Below are 25035 nucleotides of genomic sequence, written 5' to 3'. Positions count from 1 at the left end.
CATGCGCGTACGTACGACCGCTGCCGTGGCCTCGCTGGTGCTCCTGACCGGCTGCGGAGCCGCCGACATGACCCAGCAGGCCTCACCCTTCGCGGGCGCCCAGGGCGCCAGGACGGTGACCCTGTCCGTGCAGTCCTGGGTCGGCGCCCAGGCCAACGTGGCCGTCGCCCAGTACCTTCTGGAGCATGAACTCGGCTACCGCGTCGACACCGTCCAGGTCGACGAGGTCCCCGCCTGGGACGCCCTCAGCCAGGGCCGCGTCGACGCCATCCTGGAGGACTGGGGCCACCCCGACCAGGAACAGCGCTACGTCCAGGACAAGAAGACCATCGTGGCCGGCGGCGGCCTCGGCGTCACCGGGCACATCGGCTGGTACGTCCCCACGTACTTCGCCAAGGAGCACCCGGACGTCACCGACTGGAAGAACCTCGACAAGTACGCCGACCGGATGCGCACCGCCGAGAGCGGCGGCAAGGGTCAGCTGATGGACGGCTCACCCTCCTACGTCACCAACGACAAGGCGCTGGTGACCAACCTGAAGCTGAACTACCAGGTGGTGTTCGCCGGTTCGGAGGCGGCGCAGATCACCCAGATCAAGCAGTTCGCCAAGGAGAGGAAGCCCTTCCTCACCTACTGGTACTCGCCCCAGTGGCTGTTCGAGAAGGTCCCGATGACCGAGGTGAAGCTCCCCGCCTACCAGGAGGGCTGCGACGCCGACCCGGACAAGGTCGCCTGCGCCTACCCGCACACCCCGCTGCAGAAGTACCTCAACGCCGACTTCGCCAGGAGCGGCGGCAAGGCGGCCGCGCTCCTGAAGAAGTTCAAGTGGACGACCGCGGACCAGAACGAGGTCTCCCTGATGATCGCCGACCAGAAGCTGACCCCCGAGGAGGCGGCGAAGAAGTGGGTGGACAGCCACGAGTCCACATGGAAGGCGTGGCTGTCCTGAGCCGGGAACCGGCCTCGGTCGAGAACCGGCCTCAGCCGGGAACCCGCCTCGGTCGAGAACCGGTTCGGCCCGTTACTTCATCTCCTCCGCCAGCTCCGCGAGGATCGCCGTCGACCGTCGCTGCAGCCCCGGCCCGAAGGTGACACGCGTGGCCCCCCGCTGACCGAGTTCGGCGGGGGACGGTCCCGAGCCGACCAGCGCGAACACATTGACCGGACCGTGGATCCCGGACCGCAGCAACGGCAGTACGCCCACCGGGGCGCCGATCGGATAGACGCAGTCGGCGCCCGCGGCGGTGTACAACGCGGCCCGCTCGATGGCCGGTTCGGGATCGGTGACCCCGCGCACGAAGGTGTCGATCCGAGCGTTGACGAAGAGCTCGTCCCCGGCCTCGTACCGCACCTCGGCGAGCCATTCGGCGTGCTGGCGCGGGTCCTTGAGGACACCCCCGTTGGAGTCCTCAAGGTTGCAGCCCACGGCACCCGCCTCCAGCAGCCGCCCCACCAGCTCCTTCGGAGCCAGCCCGTACCCGTCCTCCACATCCGCGGAGACCGGTATGTCCACGGCCCGCACGATCCGCGCGACCGCCGCGAACATCTCCTCCGCCGGCGTCGCCCCGTCCTCGTACCCGAGCGAGGCGGCCACCCCCGCGCTGGGCGTGGCGAGCGCCGGATAACCGGCGTCGGCGAAGACTCGGGCGCTGGCCGCGTCCCAGGGGCCCGGCAGGACCAGCGGGTCCTCCTGCGCCGGGCGGCGGTGGAGCTTGCGGAAGATCTCGACCTTGCTCATGGTGTGTGGCCTCCCGGCGGGATACGGCGGCTCACCATCACGCGGTTCCAGTTGTTGATGGCGACGATCAGACCGACGAGATGGGCGAGCCGGACCTCGTCGAAGTGCTTGGCGGCCCGCGAGTACACCTCGTCCGGCACGAACCCTCCCCCAAAGCCACCGGCCCCGGAGGTGCCCCCGGTCAGCACGGTCACCGCCTCCGTGAGCGCCAGCGCGGCCAGCTCCCGCTCGTCGTAGACGTCCCCGGCCTCCTCCCACGCCGCCAGTAGATCCAACTGACGCTCGCTCACCCCGTGTTCGCGGGCGATCGTCAGATGCATGTCGAGACAGAACGCGCAGTGGTTGATCTGCGAGGCCCTGATCATCACCAGCTCGGCCAGCGCCGGGTCCCCGAGCCCCTTCTTCGACGCGGCGCTGAGCGTGGACATGGCCTGCCCGACGGCCTTGTCCAGCAGCCGCGTACGCCCCGTCACCGCGGCTCCGGCTGGTAGTGCCCGGGCACGAGGCGACAGCTCACACCGAACCGGTTCCATGCGTTGATGACGGCGATCGCGGCGATCAGCTGCGCCAGCTCGGCCTCGTCGAAGTGCTTGGCGGCCCGCGAGTACACCTCGTCCGGCACGAACCCGTCCGTCAGCACGGTCACCGCCTCCGTCAGCGCCAGGGCCGCGAGCTCCCGCTCCGTGTAGAAGTGCTCCGACTCCTCCCACGCGCTCAGCTGCACGATCCGCTCGACACGCTCGCCCGCCGCGAGCGCCTCCTTGCTGTGCATGTCGACACAGAGCGCACAGTGGTTGATCTGCGAGGCCCGGACCTTCACCAGCTCCAGAAGGGTCGGGTCGAGGCCCTTCCGCGCGGCGGCGTCCAGCCGCACCATCGCCTTGAAGACCTCGGGCGCCTGCTCGGCCCAGTTCAGCCGGGGGGTGTGTTCAGGGGCGTACTCCACAGTCGCGGTGCTGCCATCGGTGTTCGTGGTCATGGAATCGACACTATGAGTGAGGCAGCCCACCGGTATGGTCCATTCCCATGCCGAAATCCTGGGCCACTCTGGGCGTCGACCTGCACCTGGAACCCACCGGTCCCGGTCTGCGCCGCGGCCTGACCGACGCCCTGCGCGAAGCCGTCCGCACCGGCCGCCTCGCCCCCGGCACCCGGCTGCCCTCCTCCCGCACCCTCGCCGGTGACCTGGGCATCGCCCGCAACACCGTCGCCGACGCCTACGCCGACCTGGTCGCCGAGGGCTGGCTCACCGCGAAACAGGGCTCGGGCACCCGGGTCGCCGACCGCGCGGTGGTCCCGCCGACCGGCGCGGGGCCCGGCCGCCGCGAACAGCACCGCCCCGCCCACGACTTCCGCCCCGGCACCCCCGACCTCGCCTCCTTCCCGCGCACCGAGTGGCTCAAGGCCGCCCGCCGCGCCCTCCTCGCCGCCCCCCACCACGCCCTCGGCTACGGCGACCCCCGCGGCCGTGTCGAACTGCGCACCGCCCTAGCCGGCTATCTCGCCCGCGCCCGTGGCGTCCGCACCGACCCCGAACGCATCCTCGTCACCGCGGGCTGCGCCCACGCCCTGCGCATCCTCGGCACCCTCCTGAAGGCCCGCGGGGCCCGCTCCGTCGCGGTGGAGTCGTACGGCCTCGACGTGCACTGGAAACAGCTGACCTCGGCAGGCCTGCGCGCCGAGGTACTGCCCTTCGACGAACTCGGCACCCACCCCGGAGAGCCCGCCGAAGCCTCCGCGGTCCTCCTCACCCCGGCCCACCAGTTCCCCATGGGCGTCCCCCTGCCCAGCGACCGGCGCACCGCGGTCGTCGACTGGGCCCGCCGCACCGGCGGCCTGGTCCTGGAGGACGACTACGACGGGGAGTTCCGCTACGACCGCCAGCCCGTCGGCGCCCTCCAGGGCCTGGACCCCGACCGCGTCGTCTATATCGGCACCGCCAGCAAGTCCCTGGCCCCCGGCCTGCGGTTGGCCTGGATGGTCCTCCCGCCGGCCCTGGCCGGGGAGGCGGCGGAGGCGAAGGGCAAGGTGGACACCTGCGGGGTCCTGGACCAGCTGACCCTGGCCGAGTTCATCGCCACCGGCGCCTACGACCGACACGTCCGCGCCTCCCGCCTCCGCTACCGCCGCCGCAGGGACGAACTGGTCACCGCCCTCGACACCCACGCCCCCGACGTCCACGTCACCGGCATCGCCGCCGGCCTCCACGCCGTCCTCCGCCTCCCGCCCGGCACCGAACAGTCCGTCGTCCAGTCCGCCTCCTGGCAGGGCGTCGCCTTCCACGGCCTGTCCTACTTCCGCCACCCGGAGGCGGTGGCAGAACAACTCGACGCCGTGGTGGTGGGATACGGGACACCGTCGGACCGGGGCTGGGCGGGGGCGCTGGAGGCGCTGTGCCGGGTGATGCCGTAGCTTCCAGCCCGAACGCCGGTCGAGGAGGGGCCCTTCGGGAGCCGACGGAGGCCCGGGGGCGGGCCCTTTGAGGAAGCGGGCTCTTTGGGAGGGCAGACACTTTGAGGGGGCAGGAGGAGGCGGGCCTGTTAGGAGGGGGTGGGCAGAGGCGGCGAGGTGAAGCCGGTCGCCGTCGGCCACGAGGAAGCCGTCACACCCTGACCGGCTCCTCCGCCGGCTACGAAGAAGCTGTCACACCCCGACCGGCTCCTCCGCCGGCGCCTCCCCGAATCGCGCCAGCCCCAAGGCCCCCGCCACCGCCACGAGGAACCCTGCCACGGCCAGCCACCCCCACCCCTCCCGCGTACGGTCCCCGAGCCACACCACCCCCACCAGCGCGGGCCCGACCGTCTCCCCGATCACCATCGCCGCGGTGGCCGTCGTCACCGACCCCCGCTGCAGCGCCGACGTCAGACACAGGAACGCGGCACCCCCGCCGAGCAACAGCGCGTACGACGCCGGATTCGCGAGCAGATCCGACAGTGCCGGCGAGTCGATCAGCCGTACCGCGACCTCGACCACCCCGAACCCGAACCCGGCCCCGAGCCCCAGCAGCAGCGCCCGCCCCCGCTCCGGCAGTCGCCCTCCGGCGAGCCCGAGCAGCAGCACCCCGACGGCGACAGCGAGCATCACGTATTTCAGCGCCCCCGGCCCGCTCCGGCCCCCTTCCGTCCCCGACGCCGCCCCCAGCATCGCGAGCCCGGCACACACCACCCCCACCGCGCCCCACTCCGCCCCGCTCAACCGCACCCGCAGCAGCCGAGCCGCGACCACCGCCGTCACGGCCAGGCTCGACGCCAGCGCCGCCCCGACCGCGTAGATCGGAACCGACCGCAACGCCGCGACCTGCAGCAGAAACCCCAGCCCGTCCAGCGCCAGCCCCGCCAGATACCGCCACTGCCGCACCGCCCGCAGCAGCAGCGCCGCCTCCCCGCCGGAGCCCCCGGCCGTGCCCGCGGCCCGCGCCGCGACCGCCTGCCACACCGTCGCCGTACCGAAACAGACCGCCGCACCGAGCGCACACAACATCCCGAAGAGCACAAAGCGACTGTAGGGGAGTGGTGCAGACGGGCAGGGTGCCTGCACGCCGCTTATTACCGATCTCTAGGCTGACCGCCGGACAACCGCACGGCGAACACCGCACGGCGAACGACGACGGCAACGGGCAACGGGGAGACAGAGCAATGGCGGAAACCAAGCGACGGCTGCGTTCGAGCACCGTCGTACTCGGTGGCATGGGAGTCGTCGCGGCAGCGCTGACGTCCTGCAGCTCCGACCCCGACCGCCGCTGCGTCGACCGCGACAGCTACACCTACGAGGGCTACAAGGTCGTCGCCGACAAGAACTGCAGCTCCAGCTCCTCCGGTTCCTCCTCCTCGTACGGCAAGAGCGGCAAGAAGAAGAGCGGCACGAGCACCGACGCCGCCTGGTACTACGACTCCGACGTCAGCGGCGGCCGCGCCGACTACGGCACCTTCAGCAAGAGCGAGGCCGTGGACCGTGGCGGCTTCGGCTGCTCCAGCTCGGGCAGCGGCGGCGGCTGAGCCGACACAGGACCGCACGAACCGAAGGACCGTAGGGACCGAAGGCATGGAACGCCGCACCATCGAGCCCCGCCCCGGCTGGCAGCAGACCGTCGAGGAACAGGGGCTCATCTACCCCCTCACCCGCTACCCCGACGACTCACTGCGCCCCTACTGGGACGAGAGCGCCTACTACGTCTTCTCCCTCGACGAGGTCGAGGCCCTGGAGGAGGTCGTCGAGGAACTCCACCGCATGTGCCTGCGAGCGGCGGACCACATCGTCACGACCGACCGCTTCGCCGACCTCGGCATCACCGACCCGCGCATCGCGGCCGCGGTCGCCGAGGCGTGGCGCCGTCGCGTCGAACTCCCCTCCGTCTACGGCCGGTTCGACCTGCGCTACGACGGCACCGGCCCGGCCAAGCTCCTGGAGTACAACGCCGACACCCCGACCTCCCTGGTCGAGGCCGCCTCACCCCAGTGGTTCTGGATGGAGGAGCGCTTCCCCGGCGCCGATCAGTGGAACTCCCTCCACGAGCGGCTGATCGCCGCCTGGAAGAAGCAGGCCGCGCTGCTCCCGCCGGGCAGCCCCCTGTACTTCGCCTACTCCTCGGCCGACGAACTCGGTGAGGACCTCATGACGGTCGCCTATCTCCAGGAGACCGCCGAGCAGGCCGGCCTGGACACCGCGTGGATCTCCATGGAGGAGATCGGCTGGGAACGCCTCTCCGGCCGCTTCGTCGACAAGCAACTCCGCTTCATCCGCAGCTGCTTCAAGCTCTACCCGTGGGAGTGGCTGACCACCGACCGCTTCGCCGACCACGTCCTCGACACCCTCGACAACGGCGGCGGCACCGGCAGCACCCTGTGGATCGAACCCGCCTGGAAGATGCTGCTGAGCAACAAGGCGCTCCTGGCCGTCCTCTGGGAGCTGTACCCGGGCCACCCCAACCTCCTCCCCGCCCACCTGGACGGGCCAAGGGAGTTGGCGCGGGCGACGGGATACGTCGCCAAGCCGCTGCTCGGCCGCGAGGGCGCGGGCGTGACCGTCCATGAGCCGGGTGCCGCACCCGTGGTACGCGAAGAGCCCTGCTGCTACCAGGAGTTGGCGCCCCTGCCCGACTTCGACGGCAACCGGGTCGTCCTCGGCGCCTGGGTCGTCGAGGACGAGTCGGCGGGGCTCGGCATCCGGGAGTCCTCCGGTCTGATCACCGATGAATACGCCCGCTTCCTGCCACACGTGATCCTCTGACCTCATGTGAACCGCCGACCCGCCGGATCCGCCGCCCGCTAGACCCGCAGCACACCCCGCAACTGGGCCAGCCCCCAGTCGAGGTCCTCCTTGGAGATCACCAGGGGCGGCGCGATCCGGATCGTCGCCCCGTGCGTGTCCTTCACCAGTACCCCCCGGTCCATCAGCCTCTCGGACACCTCCCGGCCCGTCCCGTACACCGCGGCGATGTCCACCCCCGCCCACAGCCCGCGCCCCCGCACCGCTGTCACCCGGCCGGTGTCGGTCAACGTGCCCAGCTCACGGTGCAGATGCTCACCCAGCTCCGCGGCACGCTCCTGGAACTCGCCGGTCCGCAGCATCGCGATCACCTCCAGCGCCACCGCGCAGGCCAGCGGATTCCCGCCGAACGTCGACCCGTGCTCCCCGGGCCGGAACACCCCCAGCACCGCCGCGCTCGACACCACCGCCGACACCGGCACGACCCCGCCCCCGAGCGCCTTGCCCAGCACATACATGTCGGGGACCACACCCTCGTGCTCGCACGCGAAGGTACGGCCCGTCCGCCCCAGCCCCGACTGGACCTCGTCCGCCACGAACAGCACGTCCCGCTCGCGCGTCAGCTCCCGCACCGCCGCCAGATAACCGGCCGGCGGCACCAGCACCCCCGCCTCACCCTGGATCGGCTCGAGCAGCACGGCGACCGTGTTCTCCGTGACCGCCGCACGCATCGCCGTCAGATCCCCGTACGGCACGATCTGGAACCCCGGCGTGTAGGGACCGTAGTCCGCCCGCGCCTCCGGATCCGTGGAGAAGCTGATCAACGTCGTCGTACGGCCGTGGAAGTTGTTCCCCGCGACCACGATCTTCGCCATCTCCGCGGGCACGCCCTTGACCCGGTAGCCCCACTTCCGGGCCGTCTTCACGGCCGTCTCCACCGCCTCCGCGCCGGTGTTCATCGGCAGCACCATCTCCATCCCGCACAGCGCCGCCAGCTCCTCGCAGAACGCCGCGAAGCGGTCGTGATGGAAGGCCCGGCTCGTCAGCGTCACCCGGTCCAGCTGCGCCTTCGCCGCCTCGACGAGCCGCCGGTTGCGATGCCCGAAGTTGAGCGCCGAATAGCCCGCCAGCAGATCCAGATACCGCCGCCCCTCGACATCCGTCATCCAGGCCCCGTCCGCCGTCGCCACGACCACGGGCAACGGGTGGTAGTTGTGCGCACTGTGGGCGTCGGCCGCGCCGATGAGTCTCTCCGTGACACTCACGGGATCCTCCCTGAGAGTGAAGGTGGCCTCCTTCCTATCGTCGCTCGCATGGTGGACGCGGGACATCCGCCGTTCGGCGCGCCCGGTAGGCTGACGGGCAGGCCGTGACTGGCGCGCTGGGATGGGACGGACCATCGGGGAGCGGCCTGTGAGTGACCGAGTGCCGTGCGCCTGGGCCGAACCGTGAATCGTGACCGCAACCCGCCACGCCATCCGGAGGCCGCACATGTCGGAGCAGCAGTCCCTGTCCACCGAGTCCACCGCTTTCCGCGCCGCCCTCGACGTGATCCGCGCCGTCGAGCCGCGCGTCGCCGACGCCATCGGCCAGGAGGTCCACGATCAGCGCGAGATGCTCAAGCTGATCGCCTCCGAGAACTACGCCTCCCCGGCCACCCTCCTCGCGATGGGCAACTGGTTCAGCGACAAGTACGCCGAGGGCACCATCGGCCGCCGCTTCTATGCCGGCTGCCGCAACGTGGACACCGTCGAGTCCCTCGCCGCCGAGCACGCCAAGGAGCTCTTCGGCGCCCGCCACGCGTACGTCCAGCCGCACTCCGGCATCGACGCCAACCTCGTCGCCTTCTGGTCCGTCCTCGCCGACCGGGTCGAGGTCCCCTTCCTGGAGAAGGCCGGTGCCCGCCAGGTCAACGACCTCACCGACGCCGACTGGGCCGAGCTCCGCCAGGCCTTCGGCAACCAGCGCATGCTCGGCATGTCCCTGGACGCCGGTGGCCACCTCACCCACGGCTTCCGCCCCAACATCTCCGGCAAGATGTTCGACCAGCGCTCCTACGGCACCGACCCGGCCACCGGCCTGATCGACTACGAGGCGCTGCGGGTCTCAGCCCGTGAGTTCAAGCCGCTCATCATCGTCGCCGGCTACTCCGCCTACCCCCGCCTGGTGAACTTCCGCCTCATGCGCGAGATCGCCGACGAGGTCGGGGCGACCCTGATGGTGGACATGGCGCACTTCGCCGGCCTGGTCGCGGGCAAGGTGCTGACCGGTGACTTCGACCCGGTTCCGCACGCCCAGATCGTCACCACCACCACCCACAAGTCGCTGCGCGGCCCGCGCGGCGGCATGGTCCTGTGCGACGACTCCCTCAAGGACCAGGTCGACCGGGGCTGCCCGATGGTCCTCGGCGGCCCGCTCCCGCACGTCATGGCCGCCAAGGCCGTCGCCCTCGCCGAGGCCCGGCAGCCCGCGTTCCAGGACTACGCCCAGCGCATCGTCGACAACTCCCGCGCGCTGGCCGAGGGCCTGATGCGCCGCGGCGCATCCCTCGTCACCGGCGGCACCGACAACCACCTCAACCTGATCGACGTCGCCACCTCCTACGGCCTCACCGGCCGCCAGGCCGAGGCCGCCCTCCTGGAGTCCGGCATCGTCACCAACCGCAACGCGATCCCGGCCGACCCCAACGGCGCCTGGTACACCTCCGGCATCCGCATCGGCACCCCCGCCCTCACCACCCGCGGCCTGGGCACCGCCGAGATGGACGAGGTCGCCGGCCTCATCGACCGTGTCCTCACCACGACCGAGGCCGGCACCACCAAGTCGGGCGCCCCCTCCAAGGCCGCGCACATCCTCGACCCCAAGGTCGCGGACGAGATCTCCCACCGCGCGACCGACCTCGTGGCGGGCTTCCCGCTGTACCCGGAGATCGACCTCGGCTGACACACACGCTCTGTTGAGTTGTCAAAGATCGGCGACTCTCAAAGATCGATGAGTTACTGACGTGGCTCCTTGCGCGGCGGTCCGGCTCCCTGCCGGACCGCCGCGCGGCGTATCAGCAGCTCCCCGGCCGACCCGGCCGCGAACCCGACGACCGGCCCGGCCACCGCCCCCCGGACGCAAGCCCTCATACGTCCCTCAGTTCCTGCCGTGGCCCCGGCTCCCGCACCCTCCACCGCCGCAGCGCCGGCACCACCTCCGGCAGCTGTGTCACCAACGGCCGCAGCACCAGCGCCAGCACCGCCCCGGCCGCGAGACCCGGCAGCGCCCACCACCAGTCGGTGCCGTCACCCGACGCTGCCCCCGCCCCGGACTGCCGGGCCGCAGCGGCCGCAGGTGCCGAGGCCGTCGCCCCGGAATCCGAGCCGGAGGTGTCCCACGGCGGTGGATACTCCACGGCGCTGTCGCCCGAGGCCGTGCCCGTCACGCCCAGGTCCGTGAGGAGGTTCCGGAGCGCGGCGGGCCGTTCGGCGCGGTGCCAGGTGCCGTTGGCCGTCGCGTCCACGTTCTCCGCCGTGTGTATCCAGACGTCCTTGGAATCGCCGCCCGGGTAGACGCGGTCGACCCGCCAGGGCGACACGTCGTGCACCATCCAGGTCACATTGATCTGCGGGCCGAGGAAGAGCTCGACCTCCGGTGCGCGCTCGCCCTTCGCCGGGGCGGGCTCGCCGAGCAGCTGCTGCAGCTCTCCGTACTCCTTGTCGGAGTAGTACAGCGCCTCCGTCTCCGAACTCCCCGGAGAGACGATCAGTACGCTGGTCGGCCCGCCCGCCGAAGCCGATCCGGCACCCCCGAGCGTGAGCCCGAGCGCCGCCGCCAACACCCCTGCCACCGCCGCCAGTCGACGACAGCCGTGCCGCCGGCCGATCACCTGCCTGTGCATCCCGAGCCCCCAACCTGCCGATGCCGTAAGGCCCGCCACCGTCCCCGCGAGCCGTCTGTCACTTCTGGTACACCGCTCGACCCGGCGGGGTTCCCACCCGGCGCGCACTAATCGGCGGACTTCTCCAGCGACTTCGCGATCTCCACCGCCCGCGCCTTCGACGCCACGCCCTCCAGCCGCAGCGTCACGTCCTCGGTGCCCACGGCATGGCTCCACAGCAGCGTCGGTCCGGCGGTCCGCTCCTTGCGGGTGTAGTGCTCCCCGTCCGCCGCCACCAGCCAGAAGCTCAGCAGGTGGGGGCGCGGAAACCACAGCGCCGTGCTGTTCGGCCCGCCGACGTCCGACGCGGTGTCGCCCAAGGAGACCCACTCCGGCTGCTCGCGCACGGTTTTCGCGAACGCTATGTCCAGGCCCGCCGCGAACTCGTCCAGCCGGACCGTGCCGCCCCGCTCCCGCCAGCACAGGCTGACCAGGAACCGCCCCTGCCGCTCACGGGACACCGACACCGCGTCCGGGGTGCCGAGCGCGTCCGGCACCACCGGCTCGAAGCCTGCCCGGCGCTCGGCCTGGGCGAGGGACACGGACCGTCCGCAGCCGGGCACCTCGGCATCAGGCGAGGGCGACGCCGACGGGTCGTAACGCACCTCGACCCCGCCGAAGCCGAACCAGTCGTAGACCGCGGCCCGCACCGGCGGTGTGAGCGCGAGCACCGTGAGCAGGCCGCACAGCGTCGCGGTCAGCGAGCGCCACCGCAGCCGCGTCCACCGGCGCACCGCCCGCAGCCGCGCACGGGTGCCCCCGGGCTCGGCCACGGGAACCTGCAGCTGCTCCGCCAGGATCTGGCCCAGCACCCGCTCGACCATGGTCTCGGAGCCGTCCGCCGCACCACCGGCGCCGCCCGCCCCCGGCGCGTCCAGCGACCTGCCCAGCGCCCGCAGCTCGTCCGGCAGCCGGGAGGCGTCGCCCCCGGACCCCCGCCCGCGGTCGCGCCCTCGCCCACCCGGACCCCGGCCGGCACCACGCCCGCGCGGGCCCCGCCCACCGGAGCCCTCCGGCCCACGGCCGGCCTCACCGCCGTACGGCTCTCGCCCCTCACTCACGCTCATCACCCCCTTCCCGAGGCTGAAAATCCGGCAGCAGCCTGCCCAGCTTCCGCAGGGCGCGGTTCAGCCGGGACTTCACCGTGCCCCGGGGCCAGCCCAGGGCCTGGGCCGTCTCGGACTCGTCCATCTCCAGCAGATAGCGGTAGGTGACGACCAGGCGATGCTCCTCGCTCAGCTTCTCCAGGGCGGACAGCAGGGCCGCGCGGCGCTCCGTCTCCAGGGTCGCCACCGCCGGGTCCGCCGATTCCGGTATCAGCGGCTCGGCCTCCGCGAAGGCCGCCTCCCGGCCGGCGAGCGTGCGCTGCCGCGCCGCCGTACGCACTGTGTTCCTCGTCTCATTGGCGACGATCGACAGCAGCCACGGCTTGAACGACGCGCCGTCCTTGAACCTGCCCAACGCGCAGTACGCCTTGACGAAGGCCTGCTGCACCACGTCCTCCGCGTCCGCACCCGCCCCGAGTGCCGCGGCCGCCCGGAGCGCGATGCCCGTATGGGCGCGCACCAGCTCCGCGTACGCCTCCGGCTCCCCGGCGCGTACACGTGCGATCACCGCGGCCTCATCGACGATGCGGCCCCCCTCCCGCGTTCTCACACCTTTGTTACACCGCAGGAGACGGATCGGTTCCCATCTGTTTCCGACCAGTTCCGGATCGGACCCCGACACCTGAGAGAATGGTGAGCATGGCCTCTGATCGTCCCCGCGTGCTCTCCGGAATCCAGCCCACCGCAGGCTCGTTCCACCTCGGCAACTACCTCGGCGCCGTCCGCCAGTGGGTGGCCCTGCAGGAGTCCCACGACGCGTTCTACATGGTCGTCGACCTGCACGCGATCACGATTCCGCAGGACCCGGCCGAGCTGCGCGCCAACACCCGGCTCGCCGCCGCCCAGCTGCTCGCGGCCGGCCTCGACCCCGAGCGTTGCACGCTGTTCGTCCAGAGCCATGTCCCCGAGCACGCCCAGCTCGCCTGGGTCATGAACTGCCTCACCGGCTTCGGCGAGGCCTCCCGCATGACCCAGTTCAAGGACAAGTCCGCCAAGCAGGGCGCCGACCGCGCGAGCGTCGGCCTCTTCACGTACCCGATCCTCCAGGTCGCCGACATCCTGCTCTACCAGGCCAACGAGGTCCCGGTCGGCGAGGACCAGCGTCAGCACATCGAGCTCACCCGCGACCTCGCCGAGCGCTTCAACGGCCGGTTCGGGACGACGTTCGAGGTCCCCAAGCCGTACATCCTCAAGGAGACGGCGAAGATCTACGACCTCCAGGACCCGTCGATCAAGATGAGCAAGTCGGCGTCCACGCCGAAGGGCCTGATCAACCTCCTCGACGAGCCGAAGGCCACCGCCAAGAAGGTCAAGAGCGCGGTCACCGACACGGACACCGTCATCCGCTACGACGCCGAGAACAAGCCCGGTGTCAGCAACCTGCTCACCATCTACTCGACCCTCACGGGTACGGGAATCGCGGAACTGGAGCAGAAGTACGAGGGCAAGGGCTACGGTGCGCTCAAGACGGACCTCGCCGAGGTGATGGTCGAGTTCGTGACGCCGTTCCGGGAGCGCACCCAGCAGTACCTGGACGACCCGGAGACGCTGGACTCGATCCTGGCCAAGGGCGCGGAGAAGGCGCGTGCCGTCGCCGCGGAGACGCTGGCGCAGGCCTACGACAAGGTCGGCTTTCTGCCCGCCAAGCACTGAGGCGCAGGCCCGCACACACGTACCACTGGACAGAGCGCTGCACATCACTACGGTTGCGCCTGCCCACAACACACCCGTGGCCGTACAGTCGATAGCCGGACGGCCGGGACCGAACCCGACACACAGCCCGAGAGGGAAGACAGGAGACGACGTGGGGACCGTAACGATCGGCGTGTCGATCGCGGTCCCGGAGCCTCATGGCAGCCTGCTCCAACAGCTGCGCGCGGGCTTCGGCGACGCCGCGGCGCACGGCATCCCCACGCACGTCACGCTGCTGCCGCCGACCGAGGTCGACGGCAGTGAGCTGCCGGCCATCGAGACGCACCTCACCGAGGTCGCCGCGGCGGGCCGGCCGTTCCCGATGAAGCTGGCCGGCACGGGGACGTTCCGGCCCTTGTCACCGGTCGTCTTCGTCCAGGTCGTGGAGGGCGCCGAAGCGTGCACCTGGCTGCAGAAGCAGGTACGTGACGCGTCCGGTCCGGTCGCGCGTGAGCTGCAGTTCCCGTACCACCCGCATGTGACCGTCGCCCATGGCATCGACGAGGAGGCGATGGACCGCGCGTACGACGAGCTCGCCGACTTCGCCGCCGAGTGGCCGTGCACCGGGTTCGCGCTCTACGAGCAGGGTGCGGACGGGGTGTGGCGGAAGTTGCGTGAGTACACGTTCGGGGGTGCGGTGGTGCCGCCGCAGGCTTCCGCACCGGTGCAGCAGGGGACCACGGCCTAGACAGGCTGCACCGGCGTTCGCAAGAACCGATCAGATCGGCAGCCGCCGGAACACCTCCCGCGGTGCGTGCCGCAGCGCCGACATCACCACCCTCAACGCCCCCGGCACCCACACCGTCTCCGACCGCCGCCGCAGCCCCACCTCGATCGCCGTGGCCACCTCCTCCGGCGTCGTCGCCAGTGGTGCCTCCCGGAGGTGCGCCGTCATCCTGGTGTGCACGAATCCGGGGCGTACGACCATGACGTGCACGCCCGTGCCGTGCAGGGCGTCGCCCAGGCCCTGGGCGAAGGCGTCCAGGCCGGCCTTGCTGGAGCCGTAGATGAAGTTGGAGCGGCGGGGGCGCTCGGCGGCGACCGAGGAGAGGACGACCAGGGAGCCGTGGCCCTGCGTCTGCAACGCGCGCGCGGAGACCAGCCCCGCCGAGACCGCGCCCGTGTAGTTGGTCTGGGCGACCCGCACCGCGCTCACCGGTTCGCGTTCGTCGTGGGCCTGGTCGCCGAGGATGCCGAAGGCGAGCAGCACCATGTCGATGTCGCTCTCGGCGAAGACCTTGCCGAGGACCGTCTCGTGGGACTCGGGGTCCAGCGCGTCGAAGGCGACGGTGTGCACGTCGGCGCCCATGGCGCGAAGGTCGGCCGCGGAGCGTTCCAGCGCCTCGGAGGGGCGGCCCGCCAGCCAGACCGTGCGGCAGCGGCGGGCGACCAGACGGCGGGCGGTGGCCAGCGCGATCTCGGACGAGCCACCGAGGACGAGCAGGGACTGGGGGAGGCCGAAGGCGTCCTTCACGACAGCAGCTCCTAGAGGTTGCCTGGAATGGCCAGGGCTAGAGGGCGAGGCGGCGGGACAGGTCGGAGACGAACACCCCGCGCGGGTCCAACTCGGCGCGCAGGGCCCGGAAGTCGTCCAGGCGCGGGTACATCGACGGGACGAGTTCGGGGCGCAGGCGGGCGTCCTTGGCGAGGTAGACGCGGCCTCCCGCGGTGACCACCTCCTCGTCCAGCTCGTCGAGGAAGGCGGCCAGCCCCGGCAGGCCCGCCGGGATGTCCAGAGCGAGGGTCCAGCCGGGCACCGGGAAGGAGAGCCAGCCCGGGTCGGCGTCCCCGAACCGCTTGAGGACGGCCAGGAAGGACGGGCAGCGGTGTTCCGAGACGCGCCGCACGATCCGGCGCAGGGCCTCCTCCTGGCCGTGTCCGACGACGAACTGGTACTGCACGAAGCCGCCGCGGCCGTAGACGCGGTTCCAGTGGGGGACGCCGTCCAGGGGGTGGAAGAAGCCCGGGATCGTCTGGAGCCGGCCGGTACGCGCGCGTGGGGTCGTGCGGTACCAGAGCTCGTTGAACAGGCCGACCGTCGTGCGGGTGAGCAGGCCCTCGGGGAGGAAGGCGGGTGCGGCCGGGAGTCGGGAGGTGCGGAAGGCCAGCGGGTCCCTACGCGCGCGCGTGCCCAGTGTCTCCAGGGGGGCGTGGTCGCCGCGGGTCAGGATCGCGCGTCCGGTCGCCGCGCCGCGGGCGAGCAGGTCGATCCAGGCGACCGAGTAGCGGTACTGGTGGTCGGTGGCCGACAGCCGGGCCATCAGGTCGTCCAGGTCGTGCGCCCGCTCGGTGTCGACCGACATCAGCGAGGTCTCCACCCGCTGGAGCTGGACCGTCGCGGTCAGGATCACGCCGGTCAGGCCCATGCCGCCCGTGGTCGCGTCGAACAGGGGCGTGCCACGGCTCACCGTGCGGACCTCCCCGTCGGCGGTGAGAAGTTCGAAGGAGAGCACGTGCCGGGCGAAGGACCCGGAGACATGGTGGTTCTTGCCGTGGATGTCGGCCCCGATCGCCCCGCCGACGGTGACCCAGCGGGTGCCGGGCGTCACGGGCACGAACCAGCCGAGGGGCAGCAGGACCCGCATCAGCCGGTGCAGGGAGACGCCCGCGTCGCACAGGACGATGCCGTTGTCGGCGTCGATCACATGGACGCGGTCCAGGCCCGTCATGTCGAGCACGGCCCCGCCGGCGTTCTGCGCCGCGTCCCCGTACGCCCGTCCCAGGCCTCGTGGGATGCCCCCCCGGGCTCCGCAGCCCCGGACGGCGGCCGCGGCCTCCTCGTAGGTCCTGGGGCGGATCAGACGGGCCGCTGTGGGTGCCGTGCGGCCCCATCCCGTGACGGAAACGGTCTCGGCAGACATGCCGGTGACCGTATCGCCCTTAAGTGGGCGATTGGTTTTCAAACATCCCGGGGCATTCATACTCTCCCCGAAATGGGTGATTAATGGGATGTCGCTCAATATTGCCGGAGTTATCGCGGTGTTGACGTGAACAGTGACTCCACATGGACCCACTCGACGGCTTCGGCGACCTCGGCGATCTCGACGACTTCGGCGGCTTCTGCGGACTGGACCGCCGAATCCTTTCCGCGTTCCGGGAGTACGGCGCCGACCCGCGCGTCGCCGGCACCGCCCGCGCCCTGTCCCGGACCGGTGAGCACGGCGCGCTGTGGCTCGTGGCAGGCCTCGCCGGAGCCGCCGTGGACGGCGCGCGACGCGGCGCCTGGTTGCGCGGGACAGCGCTCGTCGCGGGCGCGCACCTCGTCAGCATGGGCGTGAAAAGGGTGGTGCGCCGCCCGCGCCCTACGCACGTCGAACCCCTCGTGCCCACCGCAGGGCGCCACTCCTTCCCGAGCTCGCACGCGACCTCCGCGGCGGCCGCCGCGGTCGCCTTCGGCGCGCTGGGGGCGCGTGCGGTCCCGCCGTTCGCCACCGCCATGTGCGTCTCGCGCCTTGTCGTCGGAGTCCACTACCCCTCGGACGTCGCGGCCGGCGCGGCCCTGGGGGCGCTCACCGCGTGCGCGGGAGCGCGCTGGATGAGAGGGGGCGCACATGACTGAGACAGCGCCGCTCACGAACGGCGCGCACCCCAAGAGCACGGCGCTCTTGGAGCAGCGCACGCCCCCACGCCGTACCCCACCACCCCACGACACCTCCCTCCTGTCCCTCCTGCGCGGTCTGCTCCGCACCGCCCGCCCCAAGCAGTGGGTCAAGAACGTCCTCGTCGTCGCCGCCCCGGCCGCCGCGGGACAGCTCTTCGCCCCGCACGCCCTCACCCGGCTCGCCCTGGTCTTCGCGCTGTTCACGGCCTGCGCCGCCGCCGTCTATCTGATCAACGACGCCCGTGACGCCGAGGCCGACCGCGCCCACCCCACCAAGCGCAACCGCCCGGTCGCCGCGGGACAGGTCCCCGCACCCGTCGCGTACGCCGTGGGAGGCGTTCTGGCCGCCTCGGCGCCCGCCCTGGCCGTCTGGCTCACCCCGCCCCTCGTCCCGGCCCTGCTGACCGCCTACCTGGCCATGCAGCTGGCCTACTGCGTCAGCCTCAAGCACGTCCTCGTCGTGGACCTCGTCGTCGTCACGACCGGCTTCCTCATGCGGGCGATGGCCGGCGGACTCGCCCTCGGGATTCCGCTGTCACGCTGGTTTCTGATCACGACCGGGTTCGGGGCGCTGTTCATGGTCGCGGCCAAGCGCTACTCGGAGGCCGTGCAGATGGCGGGCGAGGCGGGCGCCACGCGCGCGTTGCTGACCGAATACACGACCGGATACCTGCGCTTCGTCTGGCAGCTGGCGGCCGGGGTCGCCGTCCTCGGGTACTGCCTGTGGGCCCTGGAGGAGGGCGGGACGCCCAGTGGTGTGCTGCCCTGGCGCCAGCTCTCCGTGGTCGCCTTCATCCTGGCCGTGCTGCGCTACGCCGTCTTCGCCGACCGCGGGACGGCCGGGGAACCCGAGGAGGTCGTCCTGCGCGACCGCGCCCTCGCCGTCATCGGGCTGGTGTGGCTCGCGATGTACGGGCTGGCGGTGGCCCACTGGTAGCGACTCGGCAGCGACCCGAAGGGGACCCCTCGGCTTCGCCGCCGCCGACGGCGGTCTCACCGTCAGTCACTACGGCCTCGGTCTCACCTCACGGACCGCCGACACCGTCCCCGGCGCGGGAACCGGCGTGGCGCTCGCCACTGTGCTGCGCTTTTGGGGTACACGCACAGGGGGCTTCCGTATGTTCCGCACCTAGGTCATCGAGGGCAGATTCAGATCATGGACTGGCTGAAGAAACTCCCCGTAGTCGGGCCGGCGGCGACCCGGCTGATGGCCACGCACGCGTGGCGGTCGTACGAGCGTCTGGACCGGGTGAAGTGGACGCGGCTCGCCGCCGCGATGACGTTCATCAGCTTTGTCGCGCTGTTCCCGCTGCTGACCGTGGCCGCGGCGGTCGCCGCCGCGACCCTCAGCAAGTCCCAGCAGGACGAACTGCAGGACAAGATCGCCGACCAGGTCCCCGGCATCTCCGACCAGCTCGACATCGACAACCTGGTCGCCAACGCGGGCACCATCGGCCTCATCGCCGGCGCCCTGCTGCTCTTCACCGGCATCGGCTGGGTCGGCAACATGCGCGAGTGCCTGCGCGCGGTGTGGGAGCTGCCCGACGACGAGGAGAACCCGGTCCTGCGCAAGGCCAAGGACGCGGGAGTCCTCCTCGGCCTGGGCGGCGCGCTTCTCGTCACGATTGCCGCGTCGACCGTCGGCTCCGCCATGGTCGGCTGGATCAGCGACGAGATCGGCATCGACCGCGAGGGCTGGGGCGCGGTGCTGCTGCGGACCGCCGCGCTCCTGATCGCCGTACTCGCCGATTTCCTGCTGCTGCTCTACGTCCTCACCCTGCTGCCCGGCGTCCAGCCGACGCGCCGCCGGCTGCTGGTGGCGGCGCTCATCGGCGCGGTCGGGTTCGAACTGCTGAAGCTGCTGCTCAGCGGCTATATGCAGGGCGTGGCGTCGAAGAGCATGTACGGCGCGTTCGGGGTGCCGATCGCCCTGCTGCTGTGGATCAACTTCACGTCGAAACTCGTCCTGTTCTGCGCCGCCTGGACGGCGACGCCGAGCAAGGAGGCCGAGCACGCCGAGCAGGCCGAGGACGTCAGCGGCGACGACGTACGAGATCCGGCAGCGGCCACCGGCGGTTGACCAGGAACGCGCCGGCCGCCAGGAGCACCAGCACGCCGCCGGTGATGGCCAGCGCTATGCCGATGCCGCCGGAGCTCTCCTCGACCGCGGCCGCCACCGGCTTGCCCGGGGCGGACGCGGAGGCGGAGGCGCCGCCCGCCTGGCCGTCGTCGTCGGCCCCCGGCTGGGCGCTCGCCTGGGCCGTGCCCTTCGGCGGGACCAGCTCGCCCACCGGCTCGACCTTGCCCGCGGCCTTGAAGCCCCAGTCGAAGAGCTTCGCGGTCTCCTTGTAGACCTCGTTGTGCTCGTCCTTCTCGGGGTTCATGACCGTGACGAGCAGCACCTTGCCGCCCCGCTCGGCGACGCCGGTGAAGGTGGCGCCGGCGTTGGTGGTGTTGCCGTTCTTGACGCCGGCGATGCCCTGGTAGACGTCGATGTCGGAGTCGCCGGACAGCAGCCGGTTGGTGTTCTGGATCTCGAAGGACCCGCGGACCTTCTTGCCCTTCTTGTTCTTCTTGGTCTCGCCCGGGAACTTCGCGGTGACCGTCGAGCAGTACTCGCGGAAATCTTTCTTCTGAAGTCCGGAGCGGGCGAACAGCGTCAGGTCGTACGCGCTCGACACCTGTCCCTCGGCGTCGTAGCCGTCCGGGCTGACCACATGCGTGTCGAGGGCCTGGAGCTCCTCGGCGTGCTCGTTCATCTGCTGGACGGTGTTCTTCACGCCGCCGTTCATCGCGGAGAGCACATGCACGGCGTCGTTGCCCGAGCGCAGGAAGACACCGAGCCACAGATCGCGGACGGTGTACGTCTCGTCCTCCTTTATCCCGACCATGCTGGAGCCGGCGCCGACGCCCGCGAGGTCGGAGGGGACCACCTTGTGCTTGGCCGTGCTCGGGAACTTCGGCAGGACGGTGTCGGCGAACAGCATCTTCAGGGTGCTCGCCGGGGCCAGCCGCCAGTGCGCGTTGTGCGCGGCGAGCACATCGCCGGACTCGGCGTCGGCCACGATCCACGACCGCGCGGTGATGTCCTTCGGCAGCACCGGCACCCCGGTCGCCAGATTGGCCTGCGTCCCCGCCTGCCCGAGCCGGGCGCCGCCCACGGTCGACATGTTCGCCGGGGGAGTGGCCGACGGGCTGGTCGAAGCCGACGCCGAACTCGAAGCCGACGCCGAACTCGAAGCCGAGGCCGAACTCGACGGGGCCGGAGCGGGGGCCGCGAAGGCGGGCGCTGCGGTCAGCGCGAAGGACGTCAGGGCGGCGGAAGTGACCAGCAGGGAGCCCCTGGCGGTCTTCTTGGGAGCGGGCACGAGCGGAAACGTACATGCCGAGCGCCGGGAAGTCTTGCCGCCCTCTCCACCCCGGCCGAGGAGCCGGGCACCGGGCGGAGATACTGGGCGTATGAAGCTCAGCCGCCCCGTCTCCTGGTTCCTGCTCGCCTTCGGGGTGTGGAGCTGGGTCATCTGGATCACTTTCGTCAAGAATCTCGTCAAGGACGGCAGCGGGCTCGCGTTCGACGACGCGGGCGACCCGACCGCGTACTTCTGGGTGCACCTGCTGCTCGCCGTCGTCTCCTTCGTATTGGGGACGGTCGTCGGGGGCATCGGGTTGCGCGGCGTACGCGCACTGCGCCGCACGTCATAACCAACCCCCGGCACCACCACCGAGAACAAGGGATACGCCTCCGTGGTCATCGTCTTCGCGCTGCTCGCCCTTGCCGTCCTGGTCACGGCCAACTGGTACGTGTGGCGGCGGCTGTTCCGCGACACGACCCGCGGGCCCGGCTGGGGCCGCCGGCTGGGCGCGGTGCTGATCGCCGGAGGCTGGGTGCTGGCCGTCGCCGCGCTCGTCGCCGAGCGCACGGGCGCGCCCTTCTGGCTCCAGCGCGTACTGGCCTGGCCGGGCTTCCTGTGGCTGGCCCTGTCGATCTACCTGCTGCTGGGCGTGGTGGCGGGTGAGGTCGTACGACCCCTGCTGCGCCGGTTCCTGGAACGGCGGGACGCGCGACGCGCGGGCGCGGCGCAGCCGGTACGGCAGCCCGCGCAGCCGGTGCCGAGCGTGCCGGAGCCGGTCCCGGCGGGAGCGGGGCAGAGCGAGTCGGCGACGGACTCACAGCAGGCAGCCCCGGCCCAGCTCGCCGCAACGACCTCCACAGAGCACGCTGCCTCCACAGAGCCCTCCGCCTCCGCAGAGTCGCCGAGCGCCGCCACCCCTGCCGCCCAGGCCTCCGGAGCGTCGCCGGGCGTGGCTGCCCCCTCCACCCCCGCCGAGTCCCTTCTCCGCGCCCCCTCCCGCCGTCTCTTCGTCTCCCGGGTCGTCGGCGGAGCCGCGGCCGCCGCCGCCCTCGGGACCGTCGGCTACGGCACGTACGGCGTGCTGCGCGGTCCGAAGGTCAAGCGGGTCACCGTGCCGCTGGCCAAGCTGCCGCGCGCGGCGCACGGTTACCGGATCGCCGTCGTCAGCGACATCCACCTCAGCCCGGTCCTCGGCCGCGGTTTCGCGCAGACCGTCGTCGACACGATCAACTCCACCCAGCCCGACCTGATCGCCGTCGTCGGCGACCTGGTCGACGGCAGTGTGAAGGACCTCGGCCCGGCGGCGGCGCCCCTCGCCCGACTCCGGGCACGGCACGGCTCGTTCTTCGTCACCGGAAACCACGAGTACTTCTCCGGCGCGGAGCAGTGGGTCGAGGAGGTACGGCGGCTCGGCCTGCGCCCGCTGGAGAACGACCGTACGGAGCTGTCGTACTTCGATCTCGCCGGTGTCAACGACATCGCGGGCGAGAGCGAGGGGCAGGGCCCGGACTTCGCCAGGGCGCTCGGCGACCGGGACACGGCACGCGCGTGCGTGCTCCTCGCTCACCAGCCGGTGCAGATCCATGACGCCGTCGAGCACGGCGTCGACCTCCAGCTCTCCGGCCACACCCACGGCGGCCAGCTCTGGCCCGGCAACTTCTTCGCGGAGGCCGCGAACCCGACCGTTGCGGGGCTGGAACGTTACGGCGACACCCAGCTCTACGTCAGCCGTGGCGCCGGCGCCTGGGGGCCGCCGACCCGGGTGGGTGCCCCGTCGGACATCACGGTGATCGAGCTGGCGTCGAAGCAGGCCTGACGTCGAAGCAGGACCGGCGTGGTTTCCGGGCGGACTCTGTGAGGGCCCTGTGAAACGAGGTGGTAACAGCTTGCGGCAATGACTTTCTCAACTCTCAAGATCCCTCTTCCCCCAGGTGAAACGCGTGTGGTTAGGTGAGCCGCGCCGCTAGGGGAGTGGCAGACGCACTGGGGCCGCAAGGGCCCGGGGAGGGCACCGATGCGATCGGTTCGCATACGGATTCTCGCGACGCTGCTGGTACTTGCAGCCGTGGGAGTGGGCGGCTGGCAGCTGATGCCGTCGCAGGAGGATCCGGACAAGACCATCAAGGTGGGTACGTCGGACGTCGTCACGTCCCTCGACCCGGCAGGCGCCTACGACGCCGGCTCCTGGGCCTTGTTCAGCAACGTCTTCCAGTCGCTGCTGACCTTCGAGGCGGGCGGCGCGAAGCCGGTGCCCGACGCGGCGGAGAGCTGCGAGTTCGAGGGCACGGACCTGATGACGTATCAGTGCAGACTGCGGGAGGGGCTCACCTTCCCGAGCGGGCGGACGATGACCGCCGAGGACGTGAAGTACTCCTTCGAGCGGGTCATGGAGATCAAGTCGGAGGTCGGCCCCTCCTCCCTGCTCGACACCCTCAAGTCGGTGTCGGCGAAGGGTCTGACCGTCACCTTCCGGCTGTCGAGCCCGGACGCCACGTTCCCGTTCAAGGTGGCGACCGGAGCCGGTTCGATCGTCGACCGCACCAAGTACCCGGCGAACGCACTGCGCACCGACGACGGCGTGGACGGCACCGGCCCGTACCAGCTGTCGGCGTATACGAAGGACTCCAAGGCGGTCCTCAGGCCCAACCCGGACTACAAGGGCGCGACCGAGGACACGGGGCGGCCCATCGAGCTGCGTTACTACAAGAACGCCGACGCCCTCAACAGCGCGTGGGCGAAGAAGCAGGTCGACGCGGCCACCCGGCAGCTGCCGCCGAAGACGCTCGCCGAGCTCAACCCGAGCGACCCGACCATGCGGGTCTCCGAGGCCGACAGCTCCGAGGTCCGCAACCTCTACCTCAACACCCGCGCCTCCGCGCCGCTGCACGACACCGCGGTCCGGCAGGCGATGGCCTGGCTGATCGACCGTGAGCGGCTGGCGGCCACGGTGTACGAGGGGACCGTCGACCCGCTGTACTCGCTGATCCCGACGGGTATCACCGGGCACAGCACGTCGTTCTTCGACGCCTACCCCAAGCAGAGCGTGGCGAAGGCCAGGGCGCTGCTGGAGGACGCCGGCGTGTCCGTGCCGGTCCGCTTCACCTACGGCTACGGCATCGGCCGCGCCTCCGCCGCCGCCGAGGCCAAGGAGATCAAGCGGCAGCTGGAGTCGAGCGGTCTGTTCAAGGTGACCGTCAGGGGCTACGAGTGGACCGACTTCCAGAAGCGCTGGGCCACCGGCAAGCTCGACGCGTACGCGGTCGGCTGGGTCGCCGACTATCCCGACCCGGACACCTACGGTGGCCCGCTCGTCGGCACCGACGGAACCATGAACACCGGGTACAGCAGCGGCGAGGTCGACCGACTGATTCAGGCCAGCCAGAAGTACGAGGACCGCGGCGACGCCACGGAGGACTTCCGGGCGATGCAGGACGTCGTCGCCCGAGATGTTCCGGTCATCCCGCTGTGGCAGGCCAAGGAGTACGTCGTGACCAGTGAGGATGTCGGCGGTGGCCAGTATCTGTCGGACGGTACGGGTGTCTTCCGCCTCTGGCGGCTCACCTGGATCTGACGCGATCTCGCGGCATGGACATTCGCCGGAGTGACGCGGGGTAGCAGCCCTACGCAGCACCATGTGACGGAGGTGTGCGTGGGATGAGGAGCAAACGTGTTGAGACGCAACTCCTTCCGGCTGCCCCGGCACCCGGCTTCCGTCGGACTGGCCCGGCGCCGGGTGCGGGACCATCTGGCCGACTGGGGGCACGGGGCCGATGATCCGGCGCTGGCCGACGCCGTACTGCTGGTGTCCGAGCTGGCGACCAACGTCGTACGCCACGGGCCCCTGCTGGAGCGCGAGTTCGAGGTCGCGGTGACCGCTCTCGCCGACGGCTCCTGTCTCATCGAGGTCTCCGACGAGGGACAGCTGGAGCCGCGCCTGAGGGTGGTGGGGGAGTGGGAGGAGGCGGGCCGCGGACTGCACCTGGTGGAGAACATCGCCGCCGCGTGGGGGGTGTGGAGCCGGGGCCGTCACGGCAAGACCGTCTGGGCGCTGATACTGGCGAACACCTGACCCGGGCACACGCCGACCCCGAGCACCAGGACCCACACCCACCCCGGCACCTGAGCCGCATCCGCAGCCCCACGCCGACACCGCCCTCTGCACAATGCCCGCGCCCCTCCGACTCCCCAGCAGCACCGCCGAGTTCACGCCCAGCGCCACCTCCCGAGCCGCGCCCACGGGGTCCGTCCGCGCCAGCCCGTGAGCCGCCCTGTGGTCTCCATCCGCGCCGATGTCCGTGCCGCGCCCTTGGTCTCCGCCCGCGCCGCATCCGCAGCCCTGCGCGCCAACTCCCGTGCCGAGGCTTGGTCTTCGTGGCCCCGACGCCCCGGCAGCGCCCGTGAGGCCGCGTCCGCGCAAC

At 71.3% G+C, this 25035-nt stretch carries 25 protein-coding genes, 1 pseudogene and 1 riboswitch; of the genes and pseudogenes, 15 read left to right on the top strand and 11 right to left on the bottom strand.

Features of this window, described 5'->3' with window-relative positions; genetic code table 11:
* Position 1: 1 nt before the first annotated feature.
* Positions 2–949, top strand: a complete 948-nt coding sequence (locus PH203_RS21860; RefSeq protein ID WP_289922039.1) for an ABC transporter substrate-binding protein — start codon at positions 2–4, stop codon at positions 947–949.
* Between the two features lie 72 nt (positions 950–1021).
* Here the strand turns inward: PH203_RS21860 and PH203_RS21855 are convergent, their stop codons facing one another.
* The 3 genes from PH203_RS21855 to PH203_RS21845 are packed head-to-tail and all read right to left on the bottom strand — an operon-like array spanning position 1022 to position 2717.
* Positions 1022–1738 carry an isocitrate lyase/phosphoenolpyruvate mutase family protein gene (locus tag PH203_RS21855; RefSeq protein WP_289922038.1) on the bottom strand — a complete coding sequence of 239 codons (717 nt, stop codon included), beginning with the start codon at positions 1736–1738 and terminating at the stop codon, positions 1022–1024.
* On the bottom strand, positions 1735–2211 hold the full coding sequence (locus PH203_RS21850; RefSeq protein WP_289922037.1) for a carboxymuconolactone decarboxylase family protein: 477 nt from the start codon (positions 2209–2211) through the stop codon (positions 1735–1737). Before PH203_RS21850 ends, PH203_RS21855 begins: the two co-directional genes overlap by 4 nt.
* Positions 2208–2717, bottom strand: a complete 510-nt coding sequence (locus PH203_RS21845; protein ID WP_289922036.1) for a carboxymuconolactone decarboxylase family protein — start codon at positions 2715–2717, stop codon at positions 2208–2210. Before PH203_RS21845 ends, PH203_RS21850 begins: the two co-directional genes overlap by 4 nt.
* 47 nt (positions 2718–2764) lie before the next feature.
* Here PH203_RS21845 and PH203_RS21840 point away from each other — a divergent pair, with 47 nt between their 5' ends.
* A complete protein-coding gene (locus PH203_RS21840; protein ID WP_289922035.1) occupies positions 2765–4150 on the top strand; it encodes a PLP-dependent aminotransferase family protein in 1386 nt (461 codons plus the stop codon).
* 231 nt (positions 4151–4381) lie between these two features.
* Here the strand turns inward: PH203_RS21840 and PH203_RS21835 are convergent, their stop codons facing one another.
* Positions 4382–5218 carry a hypothetical protein gene (locus PH203_RS21835; protein WP_289922458.1) on the bottom strand — a complete coding sequence of 279 codons (837 nt, stop codon included), beginning with the start codon at positions 5216–5218 and terminating at the stop codon, positions 4382–4384.
* 155 nt (positions 5219–5373) lie between these two features.
* Here PH203_RS21835 and PH203_RS21830 point away from each other — a divergent pair, with 155 nt between their 5' ends.
* Both PH203_RS21830 and PH203_RS21825 read left to right on the top strand, forming a co-directional pair.
* The gene (locus PH203_RS21830; protein WP_289922034.1) at positions 5374–5733 is read left to right on the top strand and encodes a hypothetical protein; all 360 of its coding nucleotides are present in this window, start codon (positions 5374–5376) and stop codon (positions 5731–5733) included.
* Positions 5734–5779: 46 nt separating this feature from the next.
* A complete protein-coding gene (locus PH203_RS21825; RefSeq protein ID WP_289922033.1) occupies positions 5780–6964 on the top strand; it encodes a glutathionylspermidine synthase family protein in 1185 nt (394 codons plus the stop codon).
* A 38-nt stretch (positions 6965–7002) separates the two neighbouring features.
* Here the strand turns inward: PH203_RS21825 and rocD are convergent, their stop codons facing one another.
* The gene (rocD, locus tag PH203_RS21820) at positions 7003–8208 is read right to left on the bottom strand and encodes an ornithine--oxo-acid transaminase (RefSeq protein WP_289922032.1); all 1206 of its coding nucleotides are present in this window, start codon (positions 8206–8208) and stop codon (positions 7003–7005) included.
* A 94-nt stretch (positions 8209–8302) separates the two neighbouring features.
* A riboswitch (ZMP/ZTP riboswitch) is annotated at positions 8303–8392 on the top strand.
* A gap of 42 nt (positions 8393–8434) precedes the next feature.
* Here rocD and PH203_RS21815 point away from each other — a divergent pair.
* Positions 8435–9886 (top strand): glycine hydroxymethyltransferase, encoded by a 1452-nt coding sequence (locus PH203_RS21815; RefSeq protein WP_289922031.1) that lies wholly within the window; start codon positions 8435–8437, stop codon positions 9884–9886.
* A gap of 184 nt (positions 9887–10070) precedes the next feature.
* Here the strand turns inward: PH203_RS21815 and PH203_RS21810 are convergent, their stop codons facing one another.
* The 3 genes from PH203_RS21810 to PH203_RS21800 form a co-directional block, all read right to left on the bottom strand.
* The gene (locus PH203_RS21810; RefSeq protein ID WP_289922030.1) at positions 10071–10775 is read right to left on the bottom strand and encodes a hypothetical protein; all 705 of its coding nucleotides are present in this window, start codon (positions 10773–10775) and stop codon (positions 10071–10073) included.
* A gap of 158 nt (positions 10776–10933) precedes the next feature.
* Positions 10934–11932, bottom strand: coding sequence for a hypothetical protein (locus PH203_RS21805; protein ID WP_289922029.1), 999 nt, complete (start codon positions 11930–11932; stop codon positions 10934–10936).
* A complete protein-coding gene (locus tag PH203_RS21800) occupies positions 11919–12479 on the bottom strand; it encodes an RNA polymerase sigma factor (RefSeq protein ID WP_289922028.1) in 561 nt (186 codons plus the stop codon). The genes PH203_RS21805 and PH203_RS21800 overlap by 14 nt, the downstream gene beginning before the upstream one ends.
* A 131-nt stretch (positions 12480–12610) precedes the next feature.
* On the opposite strand from PH203_RS21800, the gene trpS reads away from it, so the two are divergent.
* A complete protein-coding gene (trpS, locus tag PH203_RS21795) occupies positions 12611–13624 on the top strand; it encodes a tryptophan--tRNA ligase (RefSeq protein WP_289922027.1) in 1014 nt (337 codons plus the stop codon).
* Positions 13625–13775: 151 nt separating this feature from the next.
* On the top strand, positions 13776–14351 hold the full coding sequence (locus PH203_RS21790; RefSeq protein ID WP_289922026.1) for a 2'-5' RNA ligase family protein: 576 nt from the start codon (positions 13776–13778) through the stop codon (positions 14349–14351).
* 30 nt (positions 14352–14381) lie between these two features.
* Here the strand turns inward: PH203_RS21790 and PH203_RS21785 are convergent, their stop codons facing one another.
* Both PH203_RS21785 and PH203_RS21780 read right to left on the bottom strand, forming a co-directional pair.
* Positions 14382–15137, bottom strand: a complete 756-nt coding sequence (locus tag PH203_RS21785) for a decaprenylphospho-beta-D-erythro-pentofuranosid-2-ulose 2-reductase (protein ID WP_289922025.1) — start codon at positions 15135–15137, stop codon at positions 14382–14384.
* A gap of 37 nt (positions 15138–15174) precedes the next feature.
* Positions 15175–16524 (bottom strand): FAD-binding oxidoreductase, encoded by a 1350-nt coding sequence (locus PH203_RS21780; protein WP_289922024.1) that lies wholly within the window; start codon positions 16522–16524, stop codon positions 15175–15177.
* Positions 16525–16667: 143 nt separating this feature from the next.
* Here PH203_RS21780 and PH203_RS21775 point away from each other — a divergent pair, with 143 nt between their 5' ends.
* The 4 genes and pseudogenes from PH203_RS21775 (at position 16668) to PH203_RS21760 (ending at position 19344) form a co-directional block, all read left to right on the top strand.
* Complete coding sequence (locus PH203_RS21775) at positions 16668–17222, top strand: phosphatase PAP2 family protein (RefSeq protein ID WP_289922023.1); 555 nt, start codon at positions 16668–16670, stop codon at positions 17220–17222.
* Positions 17215–18201, top strand: a complete 987-nt coding sequence (locus PH203_RS21770) for a decaprenyl-phosphate phosphoribosyltransferase (RefSeq protein WP_289922022.1) — start codon at positions 17215–17217, stop codon at positions 18199–18201. Before PH203_RS21775 ends, PH203_RS21770 begins: the two co-directional genes overlap by 8 nt.
* 55 nt (positions 18202–18256) lie before the next feature.
* A pseudogene (locus PH203_RS21765) lies at positions 18257–18397 on the top strand (GtrA family protein); the annotation flags it as partial.
* A gap of 23 nt (positions 18398–18420) precedes the next feature.
* Positions 18421–19344: a YihY/virulence factor BrkB family protein gene (locus PH203_RS21760; protein ID WP_289922020.1), complete on the top strand. Its 924-nt coding sequence runs from the start codon at positions 18421–18423 to the stop codon at positions 19342–19344.
* Here PH203_RS21760 and PH203_RS21755 read toward each other — a convergent pair.
* The gene (locus PH203_RS21755) at positions 19298–20632 is read right to left on the bottom strand and encodes a D-alanyl-D-alanine carboxypeptidase (RefSeq protein ID WP_354671253.1); all 1335 of its coding nucleotides are present in this window, start codon (positions 20630–20632) and stop codon (positions 19298–19300) included. The two genes, PH203_RS21760 and PH203_RS21755, sit on opposite strands and share 47 nt — an antisense overlap.
* A gap of 91 nt (positions 20633–20723) precedes the next feature.
* On the opposite strand from PH203_RS21755, the gene PH203_RS21750 reads away from it, so the two are divergent.
* From PH203_RS21750 to PH203_RS21735, 4 genes are all read left to right on the top strand, one after another.
* Positions 20724–20966: an SCO4848 family membrane protein gene (locus PH203_RS21750; RefSeq protein ID WP_289922017.1), complete on the top strand. Its 243-nt coding sequence runs from the start codon at positions 20724–20726 to the stop codon at positions 20964–20966.
* Positions 20967–21008: 42 nt separating this feature from the next.
* The gene (locus tag PH203_RS21745; RefSeq protein WP_289922016.1) at positions 21009–22433 is read left to right on the top strand and encodes a metallophosphoesterase; all 1425 of its coding nucleotides are present in this window, start codon (positions 21009–21011) and stop codon (positions 22431–22433) included.
* A 198-nt stretch (positions 22434–22631) separates the two neighbouring features.
* Positions 22632–24188, top strand: a complete 1557-nt coding sequence (locus PH203_RS21740) for an ABC transporter substrate-binding protein (RefSeq protein WP_289922015.1) — start codon at positions 22632–22634, stop codon at positions 24186–24188.
* Between the two features lie 96 nt (positions 24189–24284).
* Positions 24285–24686, top strand: coding sequence for an ATP-binding protein (locus tag PH203_RS21735; RefSeq protein ID WP_289922014.1), 402 nt, complete (start codon positions 24285–24287; stop codon positions 24684–24686).
* Positions 24687–25035 lie beyond the last annotated feature (349 nt).

It is taken from the genome of Streptomyces sp. S.PB5 (assembly GCF_030403745.1).
Taxonomy (GTDB): domain Bacteria; phylum Actinomycetota; class Actinomycetes; order Streptomycetales; family Streptomycetaceae; genus Streptomyces.
Note: the sequence above shows the minus strand (reverse complement) of the source record. Positions and strands in the feature narration are given on the sequence as shown.